The following is a 26,258-nucleotide window of genomic DNA, read 5'->3' on the forward strand; positions in this document are numbered from 1 at the left end:
CGCCCGGACGGGAATGGGGGGCGCCGGTGTCCGAAGAACCGGGCCGTGAACGTGTGATCGCCGGCCGCTACCGTCTCCTGTCCCCGCTCGGCGAGGGCGGCATGGGAACGGTGTGGCGCGCCCGCGACGAGGTGCTGCACCGCGAGGTGGCGGTCAAGGAGGTGCGCGCCCCGGCGGGGCTGCCCGCCCCCGATGTGGAGCGGATGTACGCCCGGCTGGAGCGCGAGGCGTGGGCCGCGGCCCGCGTCGCCAACCGCAACGTGGTGACGGTGTACGACGTGGCCACCGACGGCGGACGCCCCTGGATCGTCATGGAGCTGGTGCGCGGCCTGTCGCTGGCCGACCTGCTGGACGCCGAGGGCCCGCTCGCCCCGCAACGCGCCGCGCACATCGGCGCCGAGGTGCTGTCCGCGCTGCGCGCCGCGCACGACGTGGGGGTGCTGCACCGCGATGTGAAGCCGGCCAACGTGCTGCTGGCGAACGACGGCCGGGTGGTGCTCACCGACTTCGGCATCGCGACGGTCGAGGGCAGCTCCGCGCTCACCATGACCGGTGAGGTCATCGGCTCGCCCGAGTTCCTCGCGCCGGAGCGCGCCCTGGGCCGCAAGCCCGGCCCGGAGTCGGACCTGTGGTCGCTGGGCGTGCTGCTGTACGCGGCGGTGGAGGGCAACTCCCCGTTCCGGCAGGACACTCCGCTCAGCACGCTGCGCGCGGTGGTCGACGAGGAACTGCCGCCCCCGCGCCGCGCCGGACCGCTCACCGGAGTCATCGAGGGCCTGCTGCGCAAGAACCCGGCCGAGCGGCTGCCGGCCGAGCGGGCCGAGCAGGATCTGCGGATCATCGGGGCCGGCGGCACACCGCGCACCGGCACCCCGCCGCCCGGCGGGTACGCGCCCACGATCGCCGCCCACCCGCAGCAGCCGGCACCGACCCCGCCGGTGCCCGTCCCCACGGCCCGCACCCGGCCGGCGCCGGTCCCGGCGCCGGCCACCACGGCCGCGTCTGCGGACCGCAACCGCCGCGCGGCCGTCGCCCTGGTCGCGGGCGTGGTCGTACTCGCGCTGGCGCTGGCCGGTCTGACGTACGCGCTGCTGAACAGGAAGGGCGGAGGAAGCGGGGGTACGAGCGCGAGCACCGGCCGGGCCAGTACCACGCCGTCTCCGGCCGCGGGCGGCAGCCGCACCGACACCGGGGGCGGTTCGGGCCCCTCGCCCAGTACGGGCTCTGCCGGCACTCCTCCGCCGCAGTCGGTGTCCGTCACGCTGACCGGCGCCCACACGGCGTATTCGGGGACGTGCCCGCCGCCGGGCGCACAGGCTCCGTCCTTCACGGCGACGTTCACGGTGGGCCGGCTGCCGGCGCGCGTCGACTACCGGTGGGTGCTCAGGAGCGGGGAGATGTCCGACCCGGGATGGCGGACGCTGTCGTTCCCGGCGGGGGGCGGGAGGTCCAAGCGGGACACGGTGTCGGTCACCGCATACTCCGGCGGCGCGGAGAGCGGGACGTACCGGAACGCGGTCGGCGTGGAGGTCCGGTCCCCGGTGCACACGACGTCGAACACGGTGCCGTTCTCGGTGACGTGTGTGACGGAGACCCCGTCGGGCGGGGCCTCCGCGTCTTCCACGGTCTCGCCCTCTCCCTGAGAGGTCAGGCCGCGTTGGTGAGCACCGGCAGATAGCCACCGGACTGGCCGGCGGCCGTCGGGTGGTAGGACTCGCCGATGTTGAGCCAGTTGACGCTGTGCAGCCAGGAGCTGCTGGAGCAGATCTCGTGGCCGCTGAAGGTGGAGCGGACGTCGCCGAAGGTGAAGCCGTGGTCCGCGGCGACCTTCGCGATGGCGGCGTCGATGTAGTCGGCCGCGCCGTCGATGGCGGAACGCTTGGTTGCGGACAGGCCGAGGCAGCTCTGGCCGAGCAGGTAGAAGCGGGGGTAGCCGATCACGACCACGTGTGCGGAGGGCGCCTTGCTTCGGATCACCGAGTAGAGGTTGTCGAGCTTGCCGGGCAGCGTCGAGTCGACGTACGCCTTGGCGGTGTTGATGCGGGAGACGCAGTCGCTGTCGGACTGCAGCACACAGGTCGTCATGACGTCGGAGAATCCGGCGTCGTTGCCGCCGATGGTGATCGAGACCAGGGACGTGGCGGAGCCGAGCGGGCCGAGCTGGTTCGCCAGAACATCATCCGTTCGGGCACCCGAGCAGGCGGTGAAGTCGAACGACGAGGGTGAGTGCGCGGCGTTCCAGAGGTACGGGTACGCCTTGGTGCTTCGGTCGCAGCTGCCGCTGGAGCCGATGTAGCTGCCGGCCCCGACGCCGGAGGAGTAGGAGTCGCCGAGGGCCACATAGCCGCCGGCGGCGGCCATTTGGGATGCCTGCGCGGTTGCCGCTCCGGTGAGAGCCAGGCCGATGGACAGGAGGAGGGAGCCGATATGTACGGCAAGTCGGGAACGTCTCATGGAACCTCCCTTTAGCAGGATCTCTGCATAACTGTCGTAGCAGCTACGCGTGTTGACAGGAAGTGTCCATGCCAAAACTTTTCAGCACTCAACAAAACCCGGTGCGGTGTCGAGACGCCGGCGACGGTCCGTCAACCCGGGGGCGGAGGCGGGTTTGAAGACGGACAAGAACCCGTATGGGCGGCTTCCGCGTCTTGACGGCCCCCACGCGGCTGCGCGACATTGAAGCCCGGCATCCGGCGCTTCGGGGGGCAAAGTCGCCAATGCAGACCATACGCATCAAGACAGCTTCAACAGACGCCGGCGAGCGGGCGCGGGCAGGGCCGGGGAGGGACCTGCCACCACTGCTCGCGGGCGCCCTGACGGCCGTCGCCGCGGTCGGCGCGCTGCTCGCGCTGACCGACTCCGATTCCGCACTGCGCGGCCCGTTGACGCTGTTCTTCCTGCTCGCGGCGCCGGCCGCCGCCATCGCGGCCACCCTGCGCGGGCTGGACCCCTTCGGCCGCGTGCTCGCCTCGCTGGCGGGCGCGGTCGTCCTCGACATGCTGGTGGCCCAGGGGATGCTGGCCGTGCACCGGTGGTCCGTCCGGGGCGGGGTCGCGGCCGTGACGGTGCTCAGCTCCCTCGTTCTCCTGCTGGTTCTGATACGGCGCCTGCGGGGCCGTACGGCGAGAAGACAGGGCTTGTGACGTGGACATCAGCGTGTACCGCCCCGGCGAGCTGAGCGCCGCCGACCGGGCGGCGTGGACGGCGATGCAGTCCAAGGCCCATCTGCACGGTACGGAGGAGCTGGCGAACCCTTTCCTCTCGCCCGAGTTCGCGCTCGCGGTGGGCCGGTGCAGACGTGGGGTGCGGATCGCCGTCGTACGCGAGGACGGCGAGCCGGCCGCGTTCTTCCCGTTCCAGAGATCCGCCGCCGGCGTGGGCCGGGCCATCGGGCTCGGGGTCTCCGACTGCCAGGGCCTGGTGCACCGGCCCGGCTTCACCTGGGACGCCCACGACTTGCTGCGGGCCTGCGGGCTCGCCGTGTGGGAGTTCGACCACCTGGTGGCGGGCCAGGAGCCGTTCGAGGCGGGAGCCGGTGGCACCTTCCCGTCCCCGGTCATGGACGTCGACCAGGGATTCGACGTCTACCTGCGCGAACTGCGCGCCCGCTCGCCCAAGTTCACCCGCACCACGCTCGCCAAGGAACGGAAGCTGGGCCGCGAGGCGGGCCCGGTGACCTACGTCCACGACGAGCGCGACCCGGCCGCCCTGCGCACCCTGATGGGCTGGAAGTCCGCACAGTACCGGCGGACCGGGCGCAGCGACCGCTTCGCGCACGAGTGGATCACCAGGCTGGTCACCCGGCTGTTCCACACCCGCTCCGAGCCGTTCGCCGGCGTCCTGTCGGTGCTGTACGCCGGCGGCCGCCCGGTCGCCGCCCACTTCGGGCTTCGCACCGAGCGCGTGCTGGCCTGTTGGTTCCCGGCGTACGACCCCGCGTACGCGAAGTACTCCCCGGGGCTGATCCTGCATCTGCGCATGGCCGAGGCGGCCGCCGCCGACGGCATCGCGTATCTCGATCTCGGCCGGGGCCAGAAGGAGTACAAGGACTCCCTGAAGACGCGCGAACTGAGCGTGTCCGAGGGGTGGGTGACCCGGCCTCATCCGGTGGCGGTCGGGCACCGGGCGCGCCGCGCCCCGGTCCGGGCACTGCGCAACGCGGTGCAGTCCCGGCCGGAACTGTTCGAGCCGGCCGACAGAATTCTCAAACGGATGGGAAAAATCCGTTCGAGGCACTGAACTCCAGGTACAAATCTACGTAACGGGAAAACCAACAAAAACGTGAGGCCTCGTTCCAGGTCTTGCCATACTGGTTCAATCGTCAATACCGTCGTACATCTCACCCGCATCGGTCCGTCTGCACGCGGTTCCAGGGGAGGGCTCAGGACCGGGACGTTCCGGCGCGGGGCGCGGTAGGGGGGTGCCGTGCTCGGTGACCGAATGTGTGACCGAGCCGTGCCGCGCGACCGGCTGCCGTCGATCCGGTGGTCCGGATTGCTTTGCCAGCTCATCCGACGTGCGCGGAGATCCATTCCGCCGTGCTCCGGGTGAGGAACCCCCCTTTCGAACCGGATACACAGCAGGGCCGCCCAGGGGCGGGCGGTCCGCCGGACGAGAGGGACAAGACTCATGAGCTTCGTTCTGCGCCCGCTGTCCTCGGATCAAGATCCGTTAATGGCCGCCCAATACCGGCCGATCTCCTCTCACCTGGCCATCGCGCCACCGGTGAGCGTGGTGATCCCCGCCATGAATGAGGCGGAGAATCTCCCCTACGTCTTCAAGACACTTCCGGACTGGATACACGAAGTGGTTCTTGTGGACGGCAATTCCACCGACAACACCGTCGAGGTGGCCCGTGAGCTGTGGCCGAAGGTGAGGGTCGTCCCGCAGCAGGGCAAGGGCAAGGGCGACGCCCTGATCACCGGCTTCGAGGCGTGCACCGGCGACATCATCGTGATGGTCGACGCCGACGGCTCGGCCGACGGCGGGGAGATCGTCAGTTACGTCTCCGCCCTCGTCTCGGGCGCGGACTTCGCCAAGGGCTCCCGCTTCGCCAACGGCGGCGGCACCGACGACATGACCTTCATCCGCAGGCTCGGCAACCGGGTCCTGTGCGGGGTGGTCAACCGCAAGTTCGGCGCCCGTTACACCGACCTGTGCTATGGATACAACGCGTTCTGGCGGCACTGCCTGGACAAGATCGAACTCGACTGCACCGGCTTCGAGGTCGAGACGCTGATGAACATCAGAGTGGTCAAGGCCGGGCTCAAGGTGCAGGAGATACCCAGCTACGAGTACCTCCGCATCCACGGGGCCAGCAACCTGCGCGCCGTGCGGGACGGGTTGCGGGTCCTGAAGGTGATCCTCGGGGAACGCTCCAACCGGCGCGAACTGCGCCGGCATGCGCACCACTCCCCGATGTTCGACGACGTCCGGGGAGAGGTGTCTTGAGCGATCCCGGCATCTCCGTCGTGATCTGCGTCTACACCGAGGACCGCTGGGAGGACATCCTGGCGGCGGTCTCCTCGGTGCGGGCGCAGTCCCGGCCGGCCCTGGAGACGCTCCTGGTCGTGGACCACAACCAGGCGCTCCTGGAACGGCTGACCAAGGAGTTCGAGGAGTTCGAGGCGAGTGGTCCGGAGGCGAGGGGTCCCGGGGCGAGTGGTCCCGGCGTGTGTGGTGAGGTGCGTGTGCTGGCCAACGCCGGTCCCCGCGGCCTGTCCGCCGGCCGCAACACGGGCATCGCCGCCTCACGTGGCGAGGTCATCGCCTTCCTCGACGACGACGCGGTGGCCGAGCGGGACTGGCTGCTCCGCTTCGCCGAGGGCTACGCCGACCCACGCGTGATGGCGGTCGGCGGCCGGACGATGCCGATCTGGGCGTCGGGCCGCCGGCCCGACTGGTTCCCGGAGGAGTTCGACTGGGTGGTGGGCTGCACCTACAAGGGGCTGCCGCCGGGCCGGGTCCGGGTGCGCAACGTCCTGGGCGGCAACGCCTCCTTCCGCCGGACGGCGTTCGACGCGGCGGGCGGTTTCGCCACCGGCATCGGACGCGACGGCGACAAGCGCCCGCTGGGCTGCGAGGAGACGGAGCTGTGCATCCGGCTCAGCCGGGCCCGGCCGGACGCGGTCCTGCTGATCGACGACCGCGCGGTCATCCACCACCGGGTGCCCAGGGCACGCGAGCACTTCCGCTACTTCCGCACCCGCGCCTACGCAGAGGGCCTGTCCAAGGCGCTGGTGGCGCGCAGCGTCGGCGCGGACAAGGGGCTGGAGTCCGAGCGCCGCTACACCACCCGCGTACTGCCCGCCGGGGTGGCCCGCGGGCTGCGGGACGTGCTGCTGGCCCGTCCGGGCGGCGCGGGCCGGGCCGGCGCGATCGTCGCCGGGGTGCTCACCGCAGCGGGCGGGTACGCCGTCGGCAGCGTCCGGGCGCGCCGGGGCGGCGCGGCCTTCCCGGTCGTGGAGATCGGGGACGGCGAGGGGGGTGGAGCCGTATGAGCGCACCCGTGCCGGTGCTGATGTACCACGCGGTCTCCCGGGAGCCGAACGAGGCCACACGCGGGCTGTCCGTGAGCCCGGAGGCGTTCGCGGAACAGATGGACGTCCTGCGCGACCTGGACCTCCACCCGGTCACCACCGCCGAGCTCGCCACCCACTGGCGCACGGCGGGCTTTTCGCCGCTGCCGCCCGGCCCCGTCCTGATCACCTTCGACGACGGCTACGAGGGCGTGCACCGGCACGCCCTGCCCGTGCTCGCGAAACACGGCTTCCCGGCCACGCTGTTCGTCTCCACCGGCTGGATCCGGGGCAGCCACGACATGGGCGGCGGCCTGGACACGATGCTCGACTGGGACCAGGTCCGCGAACTGGCCGCCGGCGGGGTCGAGATCGGCGGGCACAGCCACACCCACCCGCAGCTCGACCAGCTCGACGACGAGCGCCTGTGGCCGGAGCTGATCCGCTGCAAGGAGATCGTCGCCGGCGAACTGGGCACCGTTCCCGTCTCCTTCGCCTATCCCTACGGCTACTCCAGCCGCCGGGTGCGCGAGCGGGTGCGGGAGGCGGGCTTCGCGCAGGCGCTCGCGGTCGGCAACGGCCTGGCGCGCCGCACGCAGGGCCCGTACGCCCTGCAACGGCTCACCGTGCGCCGCAGCACGACCGCCGAGGAGTTCGAGCGACTGGTCCAGGGCCGCGCGATCGCCCGGAACTTCGCCAGGGACCGCGCCCTCACCAAGGGCTACGCCATGGTCCGCAGAGCACGACAGGTCCGCCGGAAGGCCATCCGTACCCGTGTCTGACACGACGACCACCACCGAGGCATCGGCCACCGCATCCCAGGCGCCCGGACAGCCGGGGCGCCGTCTGCGGCTGCCCGGCCGGGGCCGGTCCCCCGGCGGCAACCAGCTGTTCCGCAACGCCTACGCGCTGATGCTCAACACCGGGATCTCCGCGGTGCTGGGCCTGGGCTACTGGCTGATCGCCGCCCGCTACTACTCCGACTCCGCGGTCGGCCAGAGCTCGGCCGCGATCGCCGCCATGAAGCTCCTGGCCGGGCTGACCGCGGTGACGCTCACCGGCGCCCTGGCCCGCTTCATCCCGGTCGCCGGCCGCTTCACGGGGCGCCTGATCGGCCGCACCTACGCGGGCAGTTCACTGGTCGTGGCGTGCGCGGCGGGGGTCTTCCTGCTCACGCTGGACATGTGGGGGCCGTCGTACCGCTTCCTGCACGGGTTCCTGCACGGCGTGGGCTTCATCGTGGTCGTGATGGCCTGGAACCTGCTCACCCTGCAGGACGGGGTGCTGACCGGGCTGCGCAGCGCGCCCTGGGTGCCGGTGGGCAACACCGTGTTCTCGGCGGTGAAGCTGGCGCTGCTGGTCGCCCTGGCCGCGGTGATCCCGACGACGGGTGTGTTCGTCTCCTGGGGGCTGGCGATCGCCACCTCCACCGTGCCGCTGGGCTGGCTGGTGTTCCGGCGTCTGGTGCCCCGGCATGTGACGGCCACGAAGGAGCACGCCAAGCCGCCGACGGTGCAGGAGATCGGGCGGTTCCTGGCCGGCGACTACACCGGTTCACTGTTCTCGCTCGCGGTCGTCTACCTGGTGCCGGTGATCATCGCCTCGCAGGTCAGCTCCGCGGACAACGCGTACTTCTACATCACCACGACCATCGGCGGCACGGTCAACCTGCTCGCCATCAACATGGGCGCCTCGCTGACCGTCGAGGGATCGCACGACCCGGCGCGGCTGGCCGCCAACACCCGGGCGGCGCTGAAGCGGATGGCCCGGATCATGGTGCCGATCTGCGGGCTGCTGTTCCTGCTGGCGCCACACATCCTGCGCGTCTTCGGCGAGGGCTACTCGCACGCGGCCACCCCGCTGCTGCGCTGGTTCGCCGTCGGCGCGCTGCTGCGGGTCGTGATGGAGACGTACTTCGCGGTGCTGCGCGCGCAGAGCCGCACCGCCGGGCTGGCCTGGCTGCAGGGTCTGCTGTGCGTGCTGGTGCTCGGTCTGACACTGCTGCTGCTCCCCCGCATGGGGCTGACCGGCGCGGGCGTGGCGGAGATCTCCAGCCTCGCCGTGATCGTGGCGATCGCCGCGCCCAGGCTCTACAGGACCGTCCGAGCCGCGCCCGCCGCCGACGTCCCCGAGGACGCGGCACCGGACGGGGACCTCGCCGACCTGGGGGCGCGCGAGGTCCCCGCCGGGACCGCACCGCACCGGCGGCCCGCCTGGGCGCTGGACTCCGACACCCTCGCCCTCGGCATCCACGTGGACTTCGACCACGTGGAACGCCGGCCCGACGTACGCCCGGGACCGGGCACCCCGCCCGCGGGGACCGCCGTGGCGGGGCCGGACCACCGGCCGACGTGGGCGCTGGGGTCGCGGCGGCCGGACGCGCCGGGGCTGCCCGTCGAAGCGCGGGAGCCGGGCTCGGAGGCCTCGCTGGGGCCGGCCGGGCGGGCGGCCCTGCCGGACGCGCCGTTCGGGGCGGAGGAACGGGCGGCCCTACCGGACGCGCCGTTCGGGGCGGAGGAACGGGCGGCCGTACCGGACGCGCCGTTCACCACCGGGGGGCGGGCCGTCCTGCCGATGGCGGCGGGTCCGGCCGAACAGGCCGCGGCAGAAGGGGCCGTGGCAGATGAGGCACCGCACCGGCATCCGGAGCCGCCGGGGCCGGACGAGCCCGCGCGGTCCTGGCGCGAGCGTCTCGCGCCCACCCGGCCCGGGGTCGTCCTCGGCTGTCTGCTGACCGCGGCACTGCTGCTGTACTGGGTGCCCGCGCTGCGGCTGGACGACTCCGACCTGGCCCGGATGGGCGGGCTCGGTCTGATCTCCGTGCTGCCGCTGCCCACACTGGCCGGCGCGGCGCTGCTGATCACGGTGTTCGCGCTGCTGCTGTGGCTGCGCCGCGAGCACCGGGCACTGCTGCTGGTCACCCTGCTCGCGACCGTGGTCTCCCTGCACGCGCTGCCCGCGGTGATCGAGGGTGAGCCGCGGTTCGCGACGGCCTGGCAGCACCTCGGCTTCATCGACTACATCGACCGCACCGGGTCGGCCGTGCCGGATCTGGACGCGCGCTGGAGCTGGCCCGGCTTCTTCGCGGTGGCCGCGTTCGTCGCCCGGGCCTGCGGGCTGAGCGACTTCACCGAGGTCATCCGCTGGTGGCCGCTGACCGTCCAGCTCCTCTACCTGGCGCCGATGTTCCTGCTGACCCGTTCGCTGCGGGCGAGCTGGCGGGCCCGGTGGACCGGTGTGTGGATCTTCGTGCTGAGCGGCTGGGTGGGACAGGACTACTTCTCCCCCCAGGGCTTCACCTACCTGCTGTACCTCGCCTTCGTGGCGATCCTGCTCGTCTGGTTCCGGGCGCCGCGCATGATCTGGGCCAGGGCGCGGCCGGGTGAGGCGGAGGTCGAGCCGGCGGACCGGCGGCAGCGGGCCGTGCTGCTGATGGTGGTGATCGGCCTGTTCGCCGCGAGCGTCCCGGCCCACCAGCTCACACCGTTCGTGATGCTGGGCGTGCTGGCCGTCCTGGTCCTGGTCGGCCGGTGCGAACTGCGCGGGCTGCCGGTCCTGTTCGCGGTGCTGGTGGCGTTCTGGCTGGGGTTCATGGCCGAGCCGTACTGGTCCGGGCACTTCGACGAACTGTTCGGCGGGGTCGGCGGGGTCGGCAGCAATGTGTCGACGTCCGTCTCGGGCCGGATCCAGGGCGGCGACCCGACGCACAAGCTGGTGCTGTACACGCGCGTGCTGCTGGCCGGCGCCGTGATGGCCTTCGCCTGCTGGGGCTGGTGGCGGCGGCGCGTGCACAAGTACCGCGAACGGTCGCTGCTGGTGCTGGCCTTCGTGCCGTTCCTGGGCTTCGGCATGCAGTCCTACGGCGGCGAGATGGCACTCAGGGTCTTCATGTTCGCCCTGCCCGGGGCCGGTCTGCTCGCCGCGCTCGCGCTCTTCCCACGGGCCGGCGTCACCGCCGGGGAACGCCACAAGGACCGGGCGAGCCTGGCGCCCGTCGCCGCGCTCATGGCCGGACTGCTGCTCATGGGCGGCTTCCTGGTGGCCCGCTGGGGCAACGAGTCCTTCGAGCGGATCCGGCCCGGCGAGGTCGCGGCCATGGACTACGTGTACGCCCACGACAGGCCGACGGTACGGCTGCTGTGGCTGAGCAACGACCCGGTCACCAACGTCACTCCGGCCATGCCGTGGGGCGCGAGGGACATGGAGCGACTCGACTACGTACCGACCCTGGCGCCGGCCGATCCGGTGCTGGTCTCCGGCCTGGTCAAGGCACTCAGGGACGCGGGCCCGAACTCGTATCTGATGGTCAACGCCAGTCAGGTCACCTATCTGCGGATGGACGTGGGCTACTCGGCCGGCTGGGAGTCGCGGCTGGTGAAGAACCTCGACGACCGGCAGGAGCTGAAGAAGGTCCTCGTCAACGACGACGTGACCATGTACGCGCTGCGCAAGCGGCCCGCGGGCGCCGTGCCCCAGCCGCATCCGGGGCCGATCGGGCCGAAGGTGACGTGGACGCCGTGGTCGGTGGTCGGCGGGCTGGCGGCGCTCACCCTGATCGTGATGCTGACCGCCCGGGAACTCGTCCGGGTCGCGATGCGGCCGAGTGTGCGCCGGGTGCGGCTGCTGCAGAGCAGCTTCTGGTTCTCGCTGCCGCTGCTGACCGTGCTGTTCGCCTCGCTGGTGCAGCGGTTCATGACGATGGGGCGCGGCTGAACTCAAGGGCGGTCGGCCGGTCCTCGGGCCGTCGGCCGGTCCTCGGGCCGTCGAGGTGGCTCGGGCGGTCTACCGCTCGAGCCACCTCACCTCGTACGCCTTCATGTCGAACCGTCTGCCGTCGATCCGCGCGCTGATCGTCCGATCGAGGGTGTTGACCACCAGGACGGTCCTGGCGCTCGCCAGGACACGGACGTTGGGGACGTCGTCCGGGGCGACGGACACGTTCTCGTACCCGGTCCCGGGCGGGAACGCCCGGGCGAAGCGGGAGACCAGGTCGTACATGGGCAGCGGCCGGCCGCCGCCGGCCGTGCCGGTGGGCGTCCACAGGCAGCCGGGGCAGCCGGCGCCCTTGTCCTCCTCGGGGTTCCAGTAGAAGCCGGAGGAGGCGCCGCCCCTGACCATGGCGATCATTCCGGCGGCCTGGACGGCGACGCGGTGCGGTTCGGCCCAGCCCTTGCGGTCGTCGTTGCCGTCGGCGGGCTCGACGTAGTACTCGGCCCACCACAGCGGCAGGCCGTGCGTCTGCTGCCGTACCCACGCCCCGACGGCCGTGAGCTTGTCGGTGGCCGCGAACTCGTCGGGCAGCAGGTCGTCGTCCTTGGTGTAGCTGGAGCCGTCGACGACCACGAAGTCGGCTCCCGCCTTGTGCTGGTTCCAGTAGGCGAAGGCGTCCAGGACCCGCTGGTCCATGGCTCCCCAGGTGCCCCGGAGCGCGTCGGAGGCGTTGTCCTTCTGCCGCGGGTCCACACTGTCCATGACGAGGTACGGGCCACCCACCATGATCTTGGGATCGACCTGCTTGAGCGCCTTGTAGACCAGGTTGTACAGCTCGGTGTACCCCTCGTAGTCCCAGCGGCCCCGGGTGTCGTTCCAGAAGCCCTTGAACTCGTTCCAGACGATGAAGTGGCGTACGTCCGGGTAGCGCTTGGCGACGGTCGCGGCGAGCGCGGCGTAGTCCTTGAAGTGGCCGGGCGTCGGGGCGGTCTCCAGGGCGGCCTGACTCCAGTCGGTGTTGCCGACGCCGGCCCGGCCGCCCTTCATCCAGTCCGGGGCGCAGCACAGGGTGATCACCGGAACGCCGCCGGAGGAGCGGACGAAGTCGATCCGGCGGTCCAGCGCGGCGAAGTCGTAATGCCCCTCGACGGGCTCGGGGTTGTCGGCGCCCCAGCCCATGATCGCCTGGTTCTGCGGCAGCCCGCCGCCCTTCGACAGCAGCCCCTCGACCCGGCCGGTCGCCGCGGCGCCGCCCTCGTCGGCGCTGAACCGGGTGTGTGTCAGGCCCCATCCGACGTCCGGCCGGTCCGCGTCCCGCGGGGCCGCCGGTGTGCCGTGCACCTTGTCGCCGTCGCGTGTGGTGCCCTCGGTGCTCGCGCCGCCGGGCAGCGCGTTGAGCAGCGCCACCACCAGGGCCACGGCCGCCACGCCCACGCCGAGCAGCGCGGTGAGCCGCCACCGCCCCGCCCCCGAATTCCACCCATGACGTCCCATCAAGGACAACACTAAGGGCGGAAATCGCCCGTGGGACAGGGTTTGGGCAGGCTCGGCCCGGCGGCGGAGCCGACACGTGGCGCGCACCCGGGAAACGGGGTGCGTACGGCGGCCGGGTGCCGGATCATGGCGGCATGTCTGCGAACCCACACGACGCTCTGCCGATCCGGCTCAACGTCGACGACTCCGACTCGCCGTCCGACGTCGTCGACGCGCTGTTCCTCGGCCGCTTCGCGACGGGCGAGCAGCCGTATTCGCATGCGGTGAACATCGACCGCGTCCGCTCCGGCGCCACCCTTCTGCCCAGCGCCGCGCGGGTGCTGCGGGTGGCCCGCGACGACGACCGCAGCGCGACCCTCGCCGAGGGCGACGGCTGGACCCTGCTGATCTCCCGCTGGAACCGGGGCGCCGACGTCACGGTCACCGCGACCACCGCCGAGCTGGCCGCGAAGGTGCTGGACGAGGCGACGGACGGCGCGGCGGACGAGCCGGAGCCGCAGCCGGAGAACGTGACGATGGGCTTTTGGTACGTCTCTCCCAGGCGCGGCCCGCACCGCACCACCCGGCAGATCTCCGCGGGCACCTGGGACGAGGTCAGGGCCAACTACACCGCCCCGGTCGCGGACGCCATGGACCGCCTGATGAAGACGACCCCCGAGGACATCGCGGGCCGGCTGCTCCTGCTGCACGGCCCGCCGGGCACGGGCAAGACCTCGGCCCTGCGCACCCTGGCCCGCTCCTGGCGGGACTGGTGCCAGGTGGACTGCGTCCTGGACCCGGAGCGGCTGTTCAGCGACGTCGGCTATCTGATGGACATCGCCATCGGCGAGGAGGACGCGGCGGGCAAGGGCCGCTGGCGGCTGCTGCTGCTCGAGGACTGCGACGAACTGATCCGGGGCGAGGCCAAGCACACCGCGGGCCAGGCGCTGTCCCGGCTGCTGAACCTCACGGACGGCCTGCTCGGCCAGGGCCGCAACGTCCTGGTCGGCGTGACGACCAACGAGGACCTGGAGCGCCTGCACCCCGCGGTGGTCCGCCCGGGCCGCTGTCTGGCGCGTATCGAGGTGGGCAGGCTGACCCGGCGCGAGGCCGTGAACTGGCTGGGCACGGAGGAGGGCGTGAGCCGCGACGGGGCGAGTCTGGCCGAGCTGTACGCGCTGCGCCGGGGCACCTCTCCGACGGCGCTGCCCGAGCCGCGGGGCGGGGAGGACGCGGGGCTGTACCTGTGACCGGACGGCCGTGGCGGGCCCGGTGAGGCAGCCGGTGCTTTGATGGGCGTATGACCCTGTTCGTCGGGACGTCCGGCTGGCAGTACAAGGACTGGCGGGGGGTGCTGTACCCGGAGGGGTGCCCCACGCGGCTGTGGCTGGAGGAGTACACGGCGGCCTTCGCCACGGTGGAGATCAACAACGCCTTCTACCGGCTGCCGGCGCGGGAGACCTTCGAGGCCTGGCGGCAGCGGGTCCCGCCGGACTTCACGGTCGCGGTCAAGGCGAGCCGCTATCTGACCCACATCAAGCGGCTGAAGGAGCCCGCGGAGCCGGTGCACCGCCTGATGACCCACGCTGCGGGCCTCGGCGACCGGCTCGGCCCGGTGCTGCTCCAGCTCCCGCCGACACTGCGCGCCGACCCGGGTCTGCTGGACGCCTGTCTCGCCTGCTTCCCGGCCGGGACACTGGTGGCGGTCGAGCCGCGCCACGATTCGTGGTGGACACGGGAGGTCCGCAAGGTCCTGGAGCTGCGGGGCGCCGCTCTGTGCTGGGCCGACGCCTACGCCCGCCCGGTCACACCGCTGTGGCGGACCACCGACTGGGGCTACGTCCGCTTCCACGTCGGCCGCGCCCGGGCCTGGCCGCACTACGGCCGACGGTCCCTGGAGACCTGGGTCGACCGGGTCGCGACCGCCTGGCCGGACGAGCGGGACGTGTACGCCTACTTCAACAACGATCCGACGGGCGCGGCGGTCCAGGACGCGGTGGAGTTCGGGCGGGCGGCGGCCAGGGCGGGCCTGACCGTGACACGCACCCCACGGCGGCTGTCCGCGCACCGCTGACGCCGGTCGCCCATGGCCGCCGGCGCCCACCTGCCGCGCGCCCACCTGCCGTGCGGCCGCCGTCCGCGCCTGCCCCCGTGCGCGGCTGGCGCCTGCCGTGCGCCGGGCCGCGCCTACTGCTTCCCGTACGCCGCCCGCAGGGCGTCCCGTGCGGCGGCGAGCGCCGCCCCCTCGTCCAGCCCCAGCCGCCGTACCCGCTCGGCGTAGGACTGTGCGGCCGCCGCGGCCTCACGCTCCGCGGCCGAGCCGGCCGCGGCCACGAAGGTGCCGTTGCGCCCGCGCGTCTCGATCACCCCGTCCGCCTCCAGCGCCCGGTAGGCCTTGGCGACCGTGTTCGCCGCCAGCCCGAGCGACTGCGCCAGTCCGCGTACCGTCGGCAGCCGGTACCCCACCGGCAGCTCTCCCGACCGGGCCTGCTCCGAGATCTGCGCCCGCACCTGCTCATAGGGCGGCAGGCCGTCATCGATGTGGATCTTCAAGGTCACGGGATGATTGTCGCGTACCCGCGGGAGGAAGACCCGGCGGAAAATGGGAGGCGCACCGTCGCGTTCCCTCCGTAGCGTGCGCCTCCATGACTGTGATCGTCCGCGACCTCCGCCCCGACGCGCGGGCCGACCTCGAGGGCTTCGCCCGCGTCCGGCATCACGCGCTTCCCTACATCCTGTGCACGCCGGACTCCCTCGCCCACGAGCTCACCCGCATGCATCCCGGCGCCCACTACCGTCCCCTCGTCGCCGTGGCGGACGGCGAGGTGATCGGCACCGCCCAGGTGCACCTGGTCCACGAGAGCGCCGAGCCCGGTCAGGGCAACGTCAACGTGTACGTGCATCCGGAGCACACCCGCCGCGGCGCCGCCACGCTCCTCGTGCGCGCCGCCGAGGAGCACCTGGCCGCCCACGGGGCGACCAAGCTCTTCACCTGGGTGCTGGACGAGCCGGAGAACCGGGTGTTCGCCGAGCGGCACGGGTATCGTGCGAGCCGTGCCGCGCACTTCCTCCGCCTGGACCTGGCGGGTGGCGCGCTCCCGCCGCGGCAGGACCCGCCGCCGGGCGTGGAACTGCGCCCGGGCTCCGACTTCGCCGGCGACCCGCGCCCCCTCTTCCAGCTGGACGCGGAGACCTCGCGGGACGAGCCGAGCGATGTGGACTTCGAGTTCACCGACTACGAGGCCTGGCTCGAGGAGACCTGGCGGCACCCGCTGTTCAGTCCCGAACTGACGTCGGTGGCGGTGGCCGACGGACGCCCGGCCGCCTTCTCGGCGGCCCGCACGGACGGCGGCGCCCGGTACGGCACGGTGATGACGGGCACCGCCCGCCCCTTCCGCGGCCGGGGCCTGGCCAAGCTCGCCAAGAACGACTCGCTGCACCGGGCGCGGGCCGCCGGATGCACCGAGGCGTTCACGGGCAACGACACCGGCAACGGGCCGATGATCGCCATCAACAAGTGGTTCGGGTACGAGGTCTGCGCGACGGAGGTGCGTTATGTCCGCGAACTCGGCTGAACCGGGCCCGCCCGGAGGGCGGCTGGACGTCGTCCTCGTCAAGGGCGGCCGCACGAAGATCCGTTACGGAGCGGAGCTGCTGGCCGACGACGGCACCAGGATCGCCGTCCGCGCGCCCTGGGCGGGCGCCGGCGTACGCGACTTCGGCTTCGTGCGCTTCGAGCCGGGCGACGTCTTCACCGAGTACTACTGGCGGAACCGCTGGTACTCGGTGAAGGAGGTCCGGGCGGCCGACGGCGTCCTGAAGGGCTGGTACTGCGACATCACCCGCCCCGCCGTCCGCTCCGGCACGGAACTCGTCGTCGAGGACCTCGACCTGGACCTGTGGCGCTCCGCCGACGGCACGGACGTACGGCGCCTGGACGAGGACGAGTTCGCGGCGAGCGGCCTGACCCGGTCGGACCCCGGGGCCGCGGCCGCCGCCACGGCCGCCCTGGACGAACTGGAGACGCTGGCCCGCGAGGGCGGCTTCGAGGCACTGACGGCCTGAGCCGGACGCCCCGGCCCGGGTCTCCAGCGGCCCACGCGGCCACCGGACACCCGTGGCCGCCCCGCCCGCGGCCGCCGCCATCGACGTCTGCGGCCACCAGGCGACCGCGGTCTCCGGCTTCGGGGGGCACGGGAGGTCCGCAGCCACGAGCCGGCTGCCACCACGAGCCGTCTGCCACCACAAGTCGTCTGCCACCACCGACGAGTGCGGCCACCAGGGACCTGCCGCCACCGACCTCTGCCGCCGTCGGACACCGGGCCACGCGGGACCGGCGGGCCCCCGGCACCCGCGGGCCACCCGGCGTTCGTGGCCGCCAGGCCTCATCGGCCGGTCCGGGCCTGCCCGGCCTCCCTGGCCGCCTGGGCCCGCGCGGGGACTCACACCGCCGCGACCACCGCGTACCGCTCGTCGTCCACGGCCCCGCCCCACAGACGCGCGTCGTGCGACAGCCGCTCCACGCGCGTGTGTTCGGTGAGCGGTGCCAGGAGAGTGAGGAGCCGCTCCGTGGGTATGCCGACGGGCGTGACCGCGCCCCAGACGCCCTCCACCAGGACCAGCCGGCCCGACGGCCGCAGCAGCCCGCGCCAGTGCCGCAGGGCGGCGGCGGGGTCGGGCAGCGCCCACAGGACGTGGCGGACGAGGACGACGTCGAAACGCCGCTCGCCCACCGGCGGATCGGCCGCGTCGCCGACGAGGAACACCGCGTCCCGCCCGGCGGGCTTCGCGCGCGCCCGCGCCACCATCGCCGGGGAGAGGTCGACGCCGGTCACCCGGTGTCCCAGCCCGGCGGCGAGGAGCGACAGGCTGCCCGTGCCGCAGCCGAGGTCGAGCAGTTCGGACGGGCGGTCCGGCAGCCAGCCGCGCAGCCGCTCGGCCCAGGCGGCCCGCACCCCGGGGTCGCGCAGCCCGTGATCGGGCTCGTCGTCGAAGACGGCGGCCTGGGCGTCCCAGTCGACTTCGGCCCAGGCCGGCGCGTCGCCATCGGTCGTCGTGTGCTCACTCATGCGCCCAAGAGTGACACCCGCCACTGACAACCGAATCGTGACAGCGGCCACAGACAGACCCGCACCGATGAGGAACTCTCGCCCGAAAGGTCTACCCCCGTGAGAACACGGAACCCGGTAGGCGCGAAGGAGGCAGCCATGCGCCGCATGACAGTGCAGAAGCCCCTGAGGAAGACGGACGCGCGCCGGGTCCGTGAGGAAGTCGACGAGCGTCCCGCCGGGCGGCCGGAGGTCCGCAAGGACATCGCACGCACATGGTGGCCGGAGGGCTGACCGGGCGGGCCGGGCGATGAGACGCATGGGACGAGCCGGCTGAGCCGCCCGCTTCCGCCCGCTTCGGACAGTTCTTCCGGCTCTCGAACTCCAGCAGCCGCCGTCACCCCACTGCCGTACGCGTCGGGGTGGACGGCGGTGCTGTCGCGCCCGGGGCCTGTCTGAGCGCAGCCTCAGCGCCGGCTTAACGCGAGCATAAGGATCTCCTTCGACCGCCCTCAGCAGGCGATTCCGCGGTTTCTTGGGACTAGCTTCTGATCACCCCCACGGGATCCGTCTTCCCGTAGCAGGACCGTCAGAACCGATCGTTCCGAGGAGTTCCCCCATGTCCCGACGCCGCACGGCCACCACGTTCGCCGCCCTCGGCCTGGCCCCGCTCGGGCTGACCGCGCTCGCCGCCGCGCCCGCGTCGGCGCACGGCTCCATGGGCGACCCGGTCAGCCGGGTCTCCCAGTGCTACGCGGAGGGCCCCGAGAGCCCGAAGTCGGCGGCCTGCAAGGCGGCCGTCGCGGCCGGGGGCACCCAGGCGCTGTACGACTGGAACGGCATCCGGATCGGCGACGCGGGCGGCCGGCACCAGAGGCTGATCCCGGACGGCAAGCTGTGCAGCGCGGGCAACGAGGAGTTCAAGGGCCTGGACCTGCCCCGCGCGGACTGGCCCGCGACCAAGGTGAGCAGCGGCTCGTACACCTTCAAGTACCGCGTGACCGCCCCGCACAAGGGCACCTTCAAGGTCTACCTCACCAGGCCGGGGTACAACCCGGCGAAGCCGCTGGCCTGGGCCGACCTGGATCTGGAACACCCCGTGGCGACGGCCACCGACCCGGTCGCCTCGGGCGGCTTCTACACGTTCTCCGGCACGCTCCCCGAGCGATCCGGCAAGCAGCTGCTGTACGCCGTCTGGCAGCGCTCGGACAGCCCTGAGGCCTTCTACTCCTGCTCGGACGTCACGTTCGGCGGCGGCAGCGGCAACGGCGGTACACCGGGCGGTGCTTCGCCCGCGCCGGCCGCCTCCGCGCCGACCGAGCGGCAGATCGAGCACGGTGCCGGCAGATCGACGATCGAGCACCACGGCCACGGGGACGCCGACGCCCGTACGACGACGGACCCGGTCACGAACCCGACGGCGGCTTCGGGAGGCACTGCGAAGGCCGCCGCGGCCGGCGAGCCCAACCTGCCCAGGGCCGCCGGTGGTTCACAGAACCTCGCGGAGACCGGTGGCAACGGCAGCACCCCGTACCTGGCCGTCGGCGGCGCCGCCGCCCTGGCGCTCGGCTCGGCGGCCCTGTTCGCCTCGGTCCGCCGGCGCGCGACGGGCGGTGGGCGCCAGGGCCGCTGAGGCGGCCGCGCGAACGCGGGGCCTGTCCGGCGGCTCAGGCCGGACAGGCCCCGGAGCGCACGTCAGCTGAATACCGACGCGCAGGTGGTGGCGGTGGCGTGCGCCGGGTCGAGCGCGTTGGCCACCTCGTGGTAGGCGATGCGGTCGAACAGCCCGATCGCCACGTGCTCGGACAGGTCGACCGGGCACAGGTCCTGCAGCAGGACGTTGCGGACGTCGGGGCCGGTCAGGTACTGGGTGCGCCACGGCGTGGCCACCTCGTCGTACTTGGTGGCGATGACCGTGTAGTGCACACCGGGCACGGTGTCGCCGCCGTCGTTGAGCTTGGTGATGAAGTCGGACCCGGCGACCTGGTCGGCGAGCCCCGGGGTGACGGCGGAGAGCAGGTCGCTCGCGCCGGGGAAGTACGGCAGCAGGTTGGCGAGGCCGCTGAGGGTGGTGCCGTGGTTGTCGGGCGCGAGTCCGACGAGGGCGTTCACCTTGGCGGCGCCGCCGAGGAACTTCAGGTAGTAGCGGGGCATCATGCCGCCCTGCGAGTGGCCGACGAGGTCGGCCTTGGCGGCGCCGGTCGCGGCGAGCACCTTGTCGACGAAGGCGGACAGCTGCCCGGCCGACTTGTCGATGGGGCCGAGGCCGTGGAACAGCGGGACGCCCTGCAACTGTCCGTAGTCCAGGGAGAAGACGCAGTACCCGCGGTGCTGCAGGTACGGCGCGAGGGACAGCCAGTTGTCGACAGAGTTGCCGAGGGTGCCGTGGACCAGGACGACGGGGCGGGGGTGGGCGGCGGACGGCCTGCAGCTGTAGTCGTTCCAGCCTCCCCCGAGCTCTCGGCTTCGCTCGAGCAGGGGGGACCCCCAGCTGGGGGCGTCCGAGGCGTGTGCGGTGGCGGCGGGGAAGGTGGCGACCGCGGCGGCCAGGAGGAGGGCAGCCAGTGGTCTGAGGGCGCGCTTGAAGGGCAGCATCGTGTGGTCTCCTTGCGGCTCAAGGGAGGTGCGACGGCACTGCGCCCTGTGATCCGGATCACGAGGATGCTGTTCACCCGACAAGTTACGGGCGGGTAGTGGAAGTGTGAAGTTACGCGTCAGTAAAAACTTCCAGTGGTAACCAGGGATGTGTGATAGAGCCCCTGGCGTACCGTCACCAAGCGGGCCGAACGGGGCCGTAGGGCGCGATACGCGCCAACTGCCGCCACAGCGACTGGAGTTCACCCTCACCAATGAGCCCGGCCCAGGCCCGCACGGCCTCCGCGGCCGCCTCCTCCGCCGCACGGGTGCAGGCCCACCCCCGCTCGGTCAGCACGATGAGCCGCGCCCGCGCGTCCGCGGGATGCGGCCGCCGCTCCGCGTAGCCCTTGCGCACGATCTCGTCGACGAGCTGACTCGCGGCCTGTTTGGTGACCCCGAGGTGGGCGGCGAGCTCGGTGGCCGTCGCGCCGTCCGGAGCCATCCGCGCGAAGGCGAAGCCGTGCGCGGGCCTGAGCCCCTCGAAGCCTCGGGCGACGACCCCCTCGTGAATGCGTTGCGTGAGCTCACCGGCGACGGCGAGCAGGGCGGCGGACAGGGCCATGGCCTCGGAGTTCTGCACGGAGGCATTGAAACACCCTTGACGAATTGGTCAAGCAGCTTGACCATAAGGGCGGAGAACACAGTCAAGCAGGTTGACCATTCATCCCGGAGGAGCCCCATGCCCGTCGTCCGTCCGTCCGAAGCCGTGACCCACGAGATCCACGGCGCCCGCTTCGTCTCGCACGCCACCCCTCGCACCGGCGCCAGGGAACTGTGCGCCTGGCGCGGCGAGATCCCCGCGGGCACCAGGGCCCCGGCCCACACCGTCAACCGCGAGGAGATCTTCCACCTGCTCGACGGCGAGCTGCTGATCACCCTCGACGACCGCACCGAACGCGTCACCGCCGGCGACACGGTGATCATCAACCCCGGCGCGACCCTCACGGTGGAGAACCCCACGGACCGTACCGCGGTCTCCTGGGTGACCACGTCCATCGGCCTTCAGGCGCAGCTGGCCGACGGCACCCGTCTCTCCCCGCCATGGGCCAACTGACCTCCCTTCGAGGGGAGTCACGCGGCCAGCGTCCCCGGCATCACCGCCCGCGGGCCGAATCTGGCCCGCGCGCGGTCCGCGACCTCCTCGATCCGGCGGACCTTCTCGTCCACGGGGTCGAAGGTGAGCTGGTGGGAGGCCTGCTCGGCGGGGCCGAGGCCCTCGGCGCGCAGGACGAGCGCGCGCACTCGGGCGCGCTGGAGGCCGAGCGCCTCGTACATGCCGTACGCGGCCCTGGTCAGCGCGGCCGAGTGGGCGGTCGGTTCCTCCAGCGTGCGGCTGCGGGTGGTGGCGGAGCGGTCGGCGTAGCGCACGGTGAGGGTCAGGGTGCGGCAGACCTTGTCGACGGCGCGCAGCCGCGCCCCCAGCTCCTCGGCGGCCGACAGCAGCGCCCTGCGGTGCCGGTCGGGGTCGAGCTCGTCGCGGTCGAAGGGGCGCTCCGTGGCCAGGAGGGGGGTCCCCCCTGCTCGAGCGCAGCCGGGAGCCTGGGAGAGGGAGACGGCGTTGGGGACGACCCTGCCGCGGTCGACGCCGTTCGCCTTCTCGTGCAGCTCGCGGCCGGTCTTCGCGCCGACCAGACGCTGCAGCGTCGACAGCGGCGCGGCGGCGACCCGGCCGAGGGTGTCCAGGCCGTACTCGCCCAGGGTGCGGGCCGTCGCCGTACCGATCCCGGGCAGCGCGACGACCGGCCGGCCGGCGAGGAACTCCACGACGGCCTCCGGGTCGCCGGGCACCGCGCGGGTCAGTCCGGGCCGGGCGTCGCGCAGGGCCATGCGGGCCAGCATCGGGCCCGGCCCGGCGCCGATCGTGCAGTCGACGCCGTGCAGCGCGAGGGCACGGACGCGGATCACCGACGCCAGTTCGACCGCGTCGCGGCCGAAGTACCGTTCGGCGCCGCGCAGATCGGCCAGCGCCCCGTCCGGCGGCAGCGCCTCCACGACCGGGGTGAACTCCTCCAGGAGCCCGAGCAGCCCCGGCAGGGCCGCCTCGTACATCGGCGGCAGCTGGAAACGTACGCAGAGAATGGTCATCCCGCACTCCCCGGACTCTGGTGCCACAACTTCCTTCCACTCGCGGGCCCTTCGCCCGCGGGCCGCAGGTCCGCCCACGGATGCATCTCGTAGCCGGTGGACATGCGGATGCTGCGGGCGCGGGCGGCCTCCATCGGGTCCTGCGCCGCGGAGCCGGCCGGCGCCGGCCGGCCGTCCGACCCGGCGAGCCGGGCCCGTCGCGCGCCCTCGCCGTCGCCGCCACCGCCCTCGCCACCACCGTCGTCGCCGTCACCGTCGCCGTCGCCCGGGGCGCTCTGTGGCGGTCCGCCGGGGCGGGCCAGCCGGGCCGCCACCTCGTCGAGGCCGCCCTCGGCGCGCAGTTCGGCCAGTTCGGCGAGGTTCCAGGCGGCGGAGCCCACCACACTGAGGCTGCGCGGGCCGCGCCGCTGCACCACTCCGCGCACCAGCAGCAGCCAGGAGTGGAAGACGGTGTGCGCGCAGGCGTCGTGGGAGTCGTCGAAGAAGGCGAGGTCGACCAGGCCGGTGCCGTCGTCCAGCGTGGAGAAGATGACCCGTTTGCCGGACCGGATCGGCGGGGTCTGGGTGGCCGCCTTGGCGCCCGCGACCAGCACGGTCTCGCCGTGCCGGGCCTCACGCAGCCGGCGTGCCGGGACCACGCCCAGTTCGTCGAGGAACTCCCGGTGGTCGTCCATCAGGTTGCGCGAGGCGTCCATGGACAGCACGCCCAGTTCAGCGCTGAGCTTCTCGGCGTCGGACAGGTCGGGCAGTCCGGCCGCGGCCGTGTTCCGCCCACCGGCCAGGGGCAGTTGGCCGCCGCCCCCGCCCCGGGCGACCCGGTGCAGCTCGGTCAGGTGCAGTTGCAGGTCGCGGCGGTTGGCGCCGAACGTGTCCAGCGCGCCCACCTGGGCGAGCCGTCCGGCGACGGGGCGGCTCGGCCGGGCCCGCTCCCAGAAGTCGAGCAGCGAGGCGTACGGCTGTCCGTCCGCGATCCGTGCCGCTTCCGCCCCGCTGATGCCGTGCACGTCGGAGAGGGCCAACCGCAGCCCCCACACCTTCGATTCAGACACCAGTTCGATCCGGTGTGCGACCCCCGAGCTGTTCACGTCCAACGGCAGGATCGGCACCCCGCGCCGCCGCGCGTCCGCCAGCAGCAGCCGCTTCGGGTACATCCCGGGGTCGTGCGTGAGCAGCCCCGCGTAGAAGGCGGCCGGGTGATGGGCCTTCAGCCACGCCGACTGGTACGTCGGCACGGCGAAGGCCACCGCGTGCGCCTTGCAGAAGCCGTACGACCCGAAGGCCTCGACGATCTCCCAGGTCCGCCGGATCGTTTCCGCGTCGTACCCCTTCGCCGCCGCGTGCTGCGCGAACCACACCTTGATCCGCCCCTGCGACTCCGGGTCGGACAGCCCGCGCCGCACCCGGTCCGCCTCGTCGCGTCCGCAGCCGGTCATGATGTGCACGATGTGGATGATCTGCTCGTGGAAGACGACGACTCCGTACGTCTCCTCCAGCGGTTCCCGGAGGTCGGGGTGCGGATAGCGCACCGGCGCCCGCCCGTGCCGCGCCTCGATGAACGGCCGCACCATGTCGGCGGCGACCGGCCCGGGCCGGAACAGCGAGATGTCGACCACCAGGTCGTGGAACGTGGCCGGCTGCAGCCGGCCCACCAGGTCCCGCTGGCCCGGGGACTCGATCTGGAAGCAGCCGAGGGTCTCGGCGGAGCGGATGAGCCCGTACGTCGCCGGGTCGCCCTCCGGCACCGCGTCCAGGTCGATCCGCTCCCCCGTCGCCCGCTCCACCTCCGCGACGGCGTGCGCCATCGCCGACTGCATCCGCACACCCAGTACGTCCAGCTTGAGCAGCCCGAGATCCTCCACGTCGTCCTTGTCGAACTGGGACATGGGAAAGCCCTCGCCGCTGGTGGGCATGACCGGCGTACGGGAGAGCAGGGAGGCGTCGGACAGCAGCACTCCGCAGGGGTGCATGGCGACCCCGCGCGGGAGGGCGTCGAGGGCCTCGACCAGCTCCCAGAGCCTGCCGTACCGCGCACCTTCCCGCTGACACTCCCCTGCCAGTTCCTTGAGTTCGGGCAGTTCCTGAAGCGCCGCGCGGGCGTCGCGGGCGCGGATGTGCGGGAAGGACTTGGCGATGCGGTCGATGTCGGCGGGGTCCATGGACAGGGCGGCCCCCACGTCGCGGACGGCGTGCCGCACCCGGTACGTCTCCGGCATGGCGACCGTCGCGACCCGCTCGGTGCCGAACCGGTCGATGATCGCGCGATAGACCTCGAGCCGGCGCGCGGACTCCACGTCGATGTCGATGTCGGGCAGGACCGTGCGGCGCTTGGACAGGAAGCGCTCCATCAGCAGCCCGTGCTCGACCGGGTCGGCGTGGGCGATGCCGAGGAGGTGGTTGACCAGGGAGCCGGCGCCTGAGCCGCGGGCCGCCACGCGGATGCCCATCCGCCCTACGTCGTCCACGACCTGGGCGACGGTGAGGAAGTAGGAGGCGAAGCCGTGGTGGGCGATGATGTCCAGCTCCTGGTGCATCCGCTCCCAGTAGTCGCGCCGGCCGGCGTAGCCGCGCAGCACCATGCCCGCCGCCGCCCGGGAGGCGAGCGTGCGCTGGGCGGTGCGGCGGCCGGCGCCGACGAGGTGCGGCTCGGGGAAGTGGACGGTGCCCATGCCGAGGTCGTCCTCGGGGTCGACCAGGCACTCGGCGGCCGTGGCCTGCGTCTGCTCCAGCAGGCGGCGGGCGGTCTCGCGGCGGAAGCCCGCGGCCTCGACGATCCGCTCGGCCGCGCGCAGCATGGCGCCCGGGTCCTTCAGCCAGGCCTCGCCGGAGTCCAGCTCCTTGGTCGCGTCGACGGGGACCAGGCGGCGGGCGGCGTCCAGGACGTCGGCGACCGGGCCCTGGCCGGGGTCCGCGTAGCGGACGGCGTTGCTGAGCACGGGCCGGATCCGCTGCTCGGCGGCGAAGCCGACGGTACGGGCGGCCAGGCGCAGGGAGCCGGGGCCGGTGCCCTTGCGGCCGTGCCAGACGGCCTCCAGGCGCAGGGCGTCGCCGTAGACCTCGCGCCAGGGGACGAGGAGCCTCGCGGCCCGGTCGGGGCGGCCCGCGGCCAGCGCCCGGCCGACGTCGGAGCCGGGGCCGAGCAGGACGGTCAGGCCGTCGGCGTGGTTGTCGGGCCAGGCGAGCAGCGGGGTGCCCGCGAACGGGGAGCTCCCCTGCTCATGGGGCTCTCCCCTGTTCGGGCGAAGCCGAGAACCCGGGGGAGAGGCCGAGGACTCGGGGGAATGGGCGGCGCTGACCAGGCGGCACAGGTCGGCCCAGCCTCGGGCGCCGCCCCGGGCGAGGAAGGTGACGCGGGGGGTCGACTCGTCGATGAAGGCACCGCCGCGCACCGGGGCCCGGCGCCGCTCCCGCCGGGCGGACGCGTCGGGCCGTACGGGCTCGGGGCCGGCCACCGCCAGGTCCGCGCCGAACAGCGGGCGGACGCCCGCCGCCGCGCAGGCCTTGGCGAAGCGGACCGTGCCGGCGAGGGTGTCGCGGTCGGTGAGCGCGAGGGCGTCCATCCCCCGCTCCGAGGCGCGCTCGGCCAGCCGCTCCGGGTGCGAGGCGCCGTAGCGCAGGGAGAACCCGGAGACGGTGTGCAGATGCGTGAAACCCGGCACCCGCACCTCCCGCACTCGTGAGCCCGCACAGGCTCTCGAACATCAGTTCCCAACTCTCCCACCCACCATACCCTCATCCCCGAACATGTGTACGACATCCGTTCGAGCATGTCCCACCTGCGCAAACGTCC

General features: G+C 72.8%; 22 protein-coding genes. 14 read left to right on the top strand and 8 right to left on the bottom strand.

Annotation, left to right across the window (positions count from 1 at the left end):
• The first annotated feature begins 26 nt into the window (after window positions 1–26).
• Complete coding sequence (locus ACH4UM_RS11575; RefSeq protein ID WP_398176557.1) at window positions 27–1,643, top strand: serine/threonine-protein kinase; 1,617 nt, start codon at window positions 27–29, stop codon at window positions 1,641–1,643.
• A gap of 4 nt (window positions 1,644–1,647) precedes the next feature.
• Here the strand turns inward: ACH4UM_RS11575 and ACH4UM_RS11580 are convergent, their stop codons facing one another.
• Entirely contained in the window at window positions 1,648–2,454 is an 807-nt protein-coding gene (locus ACH4UM_RS11580) for an SGNH/GDSL hydrolase family protein (RefSeq protein WP_398176559.1), read from the bottom strand.
• A 263-nt stretch (window positions 2,455–2,717) separates the two neighbouring features.
• Here ACH4UM_RS11580 and ACH4UM_RS11585 point away from each other — a divergent pair, with 263 nt between their 5' ends.
• The 6 genes from ACH4UM_RS11585 to ACH4UM_RS11610 all read left to right on the top strand — a co-directional run bounded on the left by ACH4UM_RS11585 (window position 2,718) and on the right by ACH4UM_RS11610 (window position 11,231).
• Window positions 2,718–3,143, top strand: coding sequence for a hypothetical protein (locus ACH4UM_RS11585; protein WP_398176561.1), 426 nt, complete (start codon window positions 2,718–2,720; stop codon window positions 3,141–3,143).
• 1 nt (window position 3,144) lies between these two features.
• Entirely contained in the window at window positions 3,145–4,239 is a 1,095-nt protein-coding gene (locus ACH4UM_RS11590; RefSeq protein WP_398176563.1) for a GNAT family N-acetyltransferase, read from the top strand.
• A 390-nt stretch (window positions 4,240–4,629) separates the two neighbouring features.
• Window positions 4,630–5,451: a glycosyltransferase family 2 protein gene (locus ACH4UM_RS11595; RefSeq protein WP_398176565.1), complete on the top strand. Its 822-nt coding sequence runs from the start codon at window positions 4,630–4,632 to the stop codon at window positions 5,449–5,451.
• Window positions 5,448–6,500, top strand: a complete 1,053-nt coding sequence (locus tag ACH4UM_RS11600; RefSeq protein ID WP_398176567.1) for a glycosyltransferase family 2 protein — start codon at window positions 5,448–5,450, stop codon at window positions 6,498–6,500. Before ACH4UM_RS11595 ends, ACH4UM_RS11600 begins: the two co-directional genes overlap by 4 nt.
• The gene (locus ACH4UM_RS11605; RefSeq protein WP_398176569.1) at window positions 6,497–7,300 is read left to right on the top strand and encodes a polysaccharide deacetylase family protein; all 804 of its coding nucleotides are present in this window, start codon (window positions 6,497–6,499) and stop codon (window positions 7,298–7,300) included. Before ACH4UM_RS11600 ends, ACH4UM_RS11605 begins: the two co-directional genes overlap by 4 nt.
• Window positions 7,293–11,231 (top strand): lipopolysaccharide biosynthesis protein, encoded by a 3,939-nt coding sequence (locus ACH4UM_RS11610; RefSeq protein ID WP_398176571.1) that lies wholly within the window; start codon window positions 7,293–7,295, stop codon window positions 11,229–11,231. Before ACH4UM_RS11605 ends, ACH4UM_RS11610 begins: the two co-directional genes overlap by 8 nt.
• A 69-nt stretch (window positions 11,232–11,300) precedes the next feature.
• On the opposite strand, the gene ACH4UM_RS11615 is transcribed toward ACH4UM_RS11610, so the two are convergent.
• Entirely contained in the window at window positions 11,301–12,722 is a 1,422-nt protein-coding gene (locus ACH4UM_RS11615; RefSeq protein WP_398176573.1) for a xylan 1,4-beta-xylosidase, read from the bottom strand.
• Window positions 12,723–12,856: 134 nt separating this feature from the next.
• Between ACH4UM_RS11615 and ACH4UM_RS11620 the strand changes: the two genes are divergently transcribed.
• Window positions 12,857–13,951, top strand: a complete 1,095-nt coding sequence (locus ACH4UM_RS11620; protein WP_398176575.1) for a DUF5925 domain-containing protein — start codon at window positions 12,857–12,859, stop codon at window positions 13,949–13,951.
• Window positions 13,952–14,001: 50 nt separating this feature from the next.
• Window positions 14,002–14,775: a DUF72 domain-containing protein gene (locus ACH4UM_RS11625; protein ID WP_398176577.1), complete on the top strand. Its 774-nt coding sequence runs from the start codon at window positions 14,002–14,004 to the stop codon at window positions 14,773–14,775.
• Window positions 14,776–14,888: 113 nt separating this feature from the next.
• On the opposite strand, the gene ACH4UM_RS11630 is transcribed toward ACH4UM_RS11625, so the two are convergent.
• Window positions 14,889–15,260, bottom strand: a complete 372-nt coding sequence (locus tag ACH4UM_RS11630) for a GntR family transcriptional regulator (RefSeq protein ID WP_398176579.1) — start codon at window positions 15,258–15,260, stop codon at window positions 14,889–14,891.
• Window positions 15,261–15,346: 86 nt separating this feature from the next.
• Here ACH4UM_RS11630 and ACH4UM_RS11635 point away from each other — a divergent pair, with 86 nt between their 5' ends.
• On the top strand, window positions 15,347–16,276 hold the full coding sequence (locus ACH4UM_RS11635; RefSeq protein WP_398176581.1) for a GNAT family N-acetyltransferase: 930 nt from the start codon (window positions 15,347–15,349) through the stop codon (window positions 16,274–16,276).
• On the top strand, window positions 16,257–16,766 hold the full coding sequence (locus ACH4UM_RS11640; RefSeq protein WP_398176582.1) for a DUF402 domain-containing protein: 510 nt from the start codon (window positions 16,257–16,259) through the stop codon (window positions 16,764–16,766). Before ACH4UM_RS11635 ends, ACH4UM_RS11640 begins: the two co-directional genes overlap by 20 nt.
• Before the next feature lie 377 nt (window positions 16,767–17,143).
• Here the strand turns inward: ACH4UM_RS11640 and ACH4UM_RS11645 are convergent, their stop codons facing one another.
• The gene (locus tag ACH4UM_RS11645) at window positions 17,144–17,770 is read right to left on the bottom strand and encodes a class I SAM-dependent methyltransferase (protein ID WP_398176584.1); all 627 of its coding nucleotides are present in this window, start codon (window positions 17,768–17,770) and stop codon (window positions 17,144–17,146) included.
• A gap of 138 nt (window positions 17,771–17,908) precedes the next feature.
• Here ACH4UM_RS11645 and ACH4UM_RS11650 point away from each other — a divergent pair, with 138 nt between their 5' ends.
• Both ACH4UM_RS11650 and ACH4UM_RS11655 read left to right on the top strand, forming a co-directional pair.
• Window positions 17,909–18,043, top strand: coding sequence for a hypothetical protein (locus ACH4UM_RS11650; protein WP_398176586.1), 135 nt, complete (start codon window positions 17,909–17,911; stop codon window positions 18,041–18,043).
• 325 nt (window positions 18,044–18,368) lie between these two features.
• On the top strand, window positions 18,369–19,382 hold the full coding sequence (locus tag ACH4UM_RS11655; RefSeq protein WP_398176588.1) for a lytic polysaccharide monooxygenase: 1,014 nt from the start codon (window positions 18,369–18,371) through the stop codon (window positions 19,380–19,382).
• Window positions 19,383–19,444: 62 nt separating this feature from the next.
• Here ACH4UM_RS11655 and ACH4UM_RS11660 read toward each other — a convergent pair whose 3' ends face one another.
• Together ACH4UM_RS11660 and ACH4UM_RS11665 are read right to left on the bottom strand one after the other, a co-directional pair.
• Window positions 19,445–20,344, bottom strand: a complete 900-nt coding sequence (locus ACH4UM_RS11660) for an esterase/lipase family protein (protein ID WP_398176590.1) — start codon at window positions 20,342–20,344, stop codon at window positions 19,445–19,447.
• Window positions 20,345–20,519: 175 nt separating this feature from the next.
• A complete protein-coding gene (locus ACH4UM_RS11665) occupies window positions 20,520–20,966 on the bottom strand; it encodes a MarR family winged helix-turn-helix transcriptional regulator (protein WP_398176592.1) in 447 nt (148 codons plus the stop codon).
• Window positions 20,967–21,065: 99 nt separating this feature from the next.
• Between ACH4UM_RS11665 and ACH4UM_RS11670 the strand changes: the two genes are divergently transcribed.
• Window positions 21,066–21,440 (top strand): cupin domain-containing protein, encoded by a 375-nt coding sequence (locus ACH4UM_RS11670; protein WP_398176593.1) that lies wholly within the window; start codon window positions 21,066–21,068, stop codon window positions 21,438–21,440.
• 17 nt (window positions 21,441–21,457) lie between these two features.
• On the opposite strand, the gene ACH4UM_RS11675 is transcribed toward ACH4UM_RS11670, so the two are convergent.
• Together ACH4UM_RS11675 and ACH4UM_RS11680 are read right to left on the bottom strand one after the other, a co-directional pair.
• Window positions 21,458–22,471 (bottom strand): DNA polymerase thumb domain-containing protein, encoded by a 1,014-nt coding sequence (locus ACH4UM_RS11675; RefSeq protein WP_398176595.1) that lies wholly within the window; start codon window positions 22,469–22,471, stop codon window positions 21,458–21,460.
• Window positions 22,468–26,127, bottom strand: a complete 3,660-nt coding sequence (locus tag ACH4UM_RS11680) for a DNA polymerase III subunit alpha (protein WP_398176597.1) — start codon at window positions 26,125–26,127, stop codon at window positions 22,468–22,470. Before ACH4UM_RS11680 ends, ACH4UM_RS11675 begins: the two co-directional genes overlap by 4 nt.
• Window positions 26,128–26,258 lie beyond the last annotated feature (131 nt).

The sequence above is a fragment of the Streptomyces sp. NPDC020801 genome, assembly GCF_044334385.1.
Classification (GTDB): domain Bacteria; phylum Actinomycetota; class Actinomycetes; order Streptomycetales; family Streptomycetaceae; genus Streptomyces.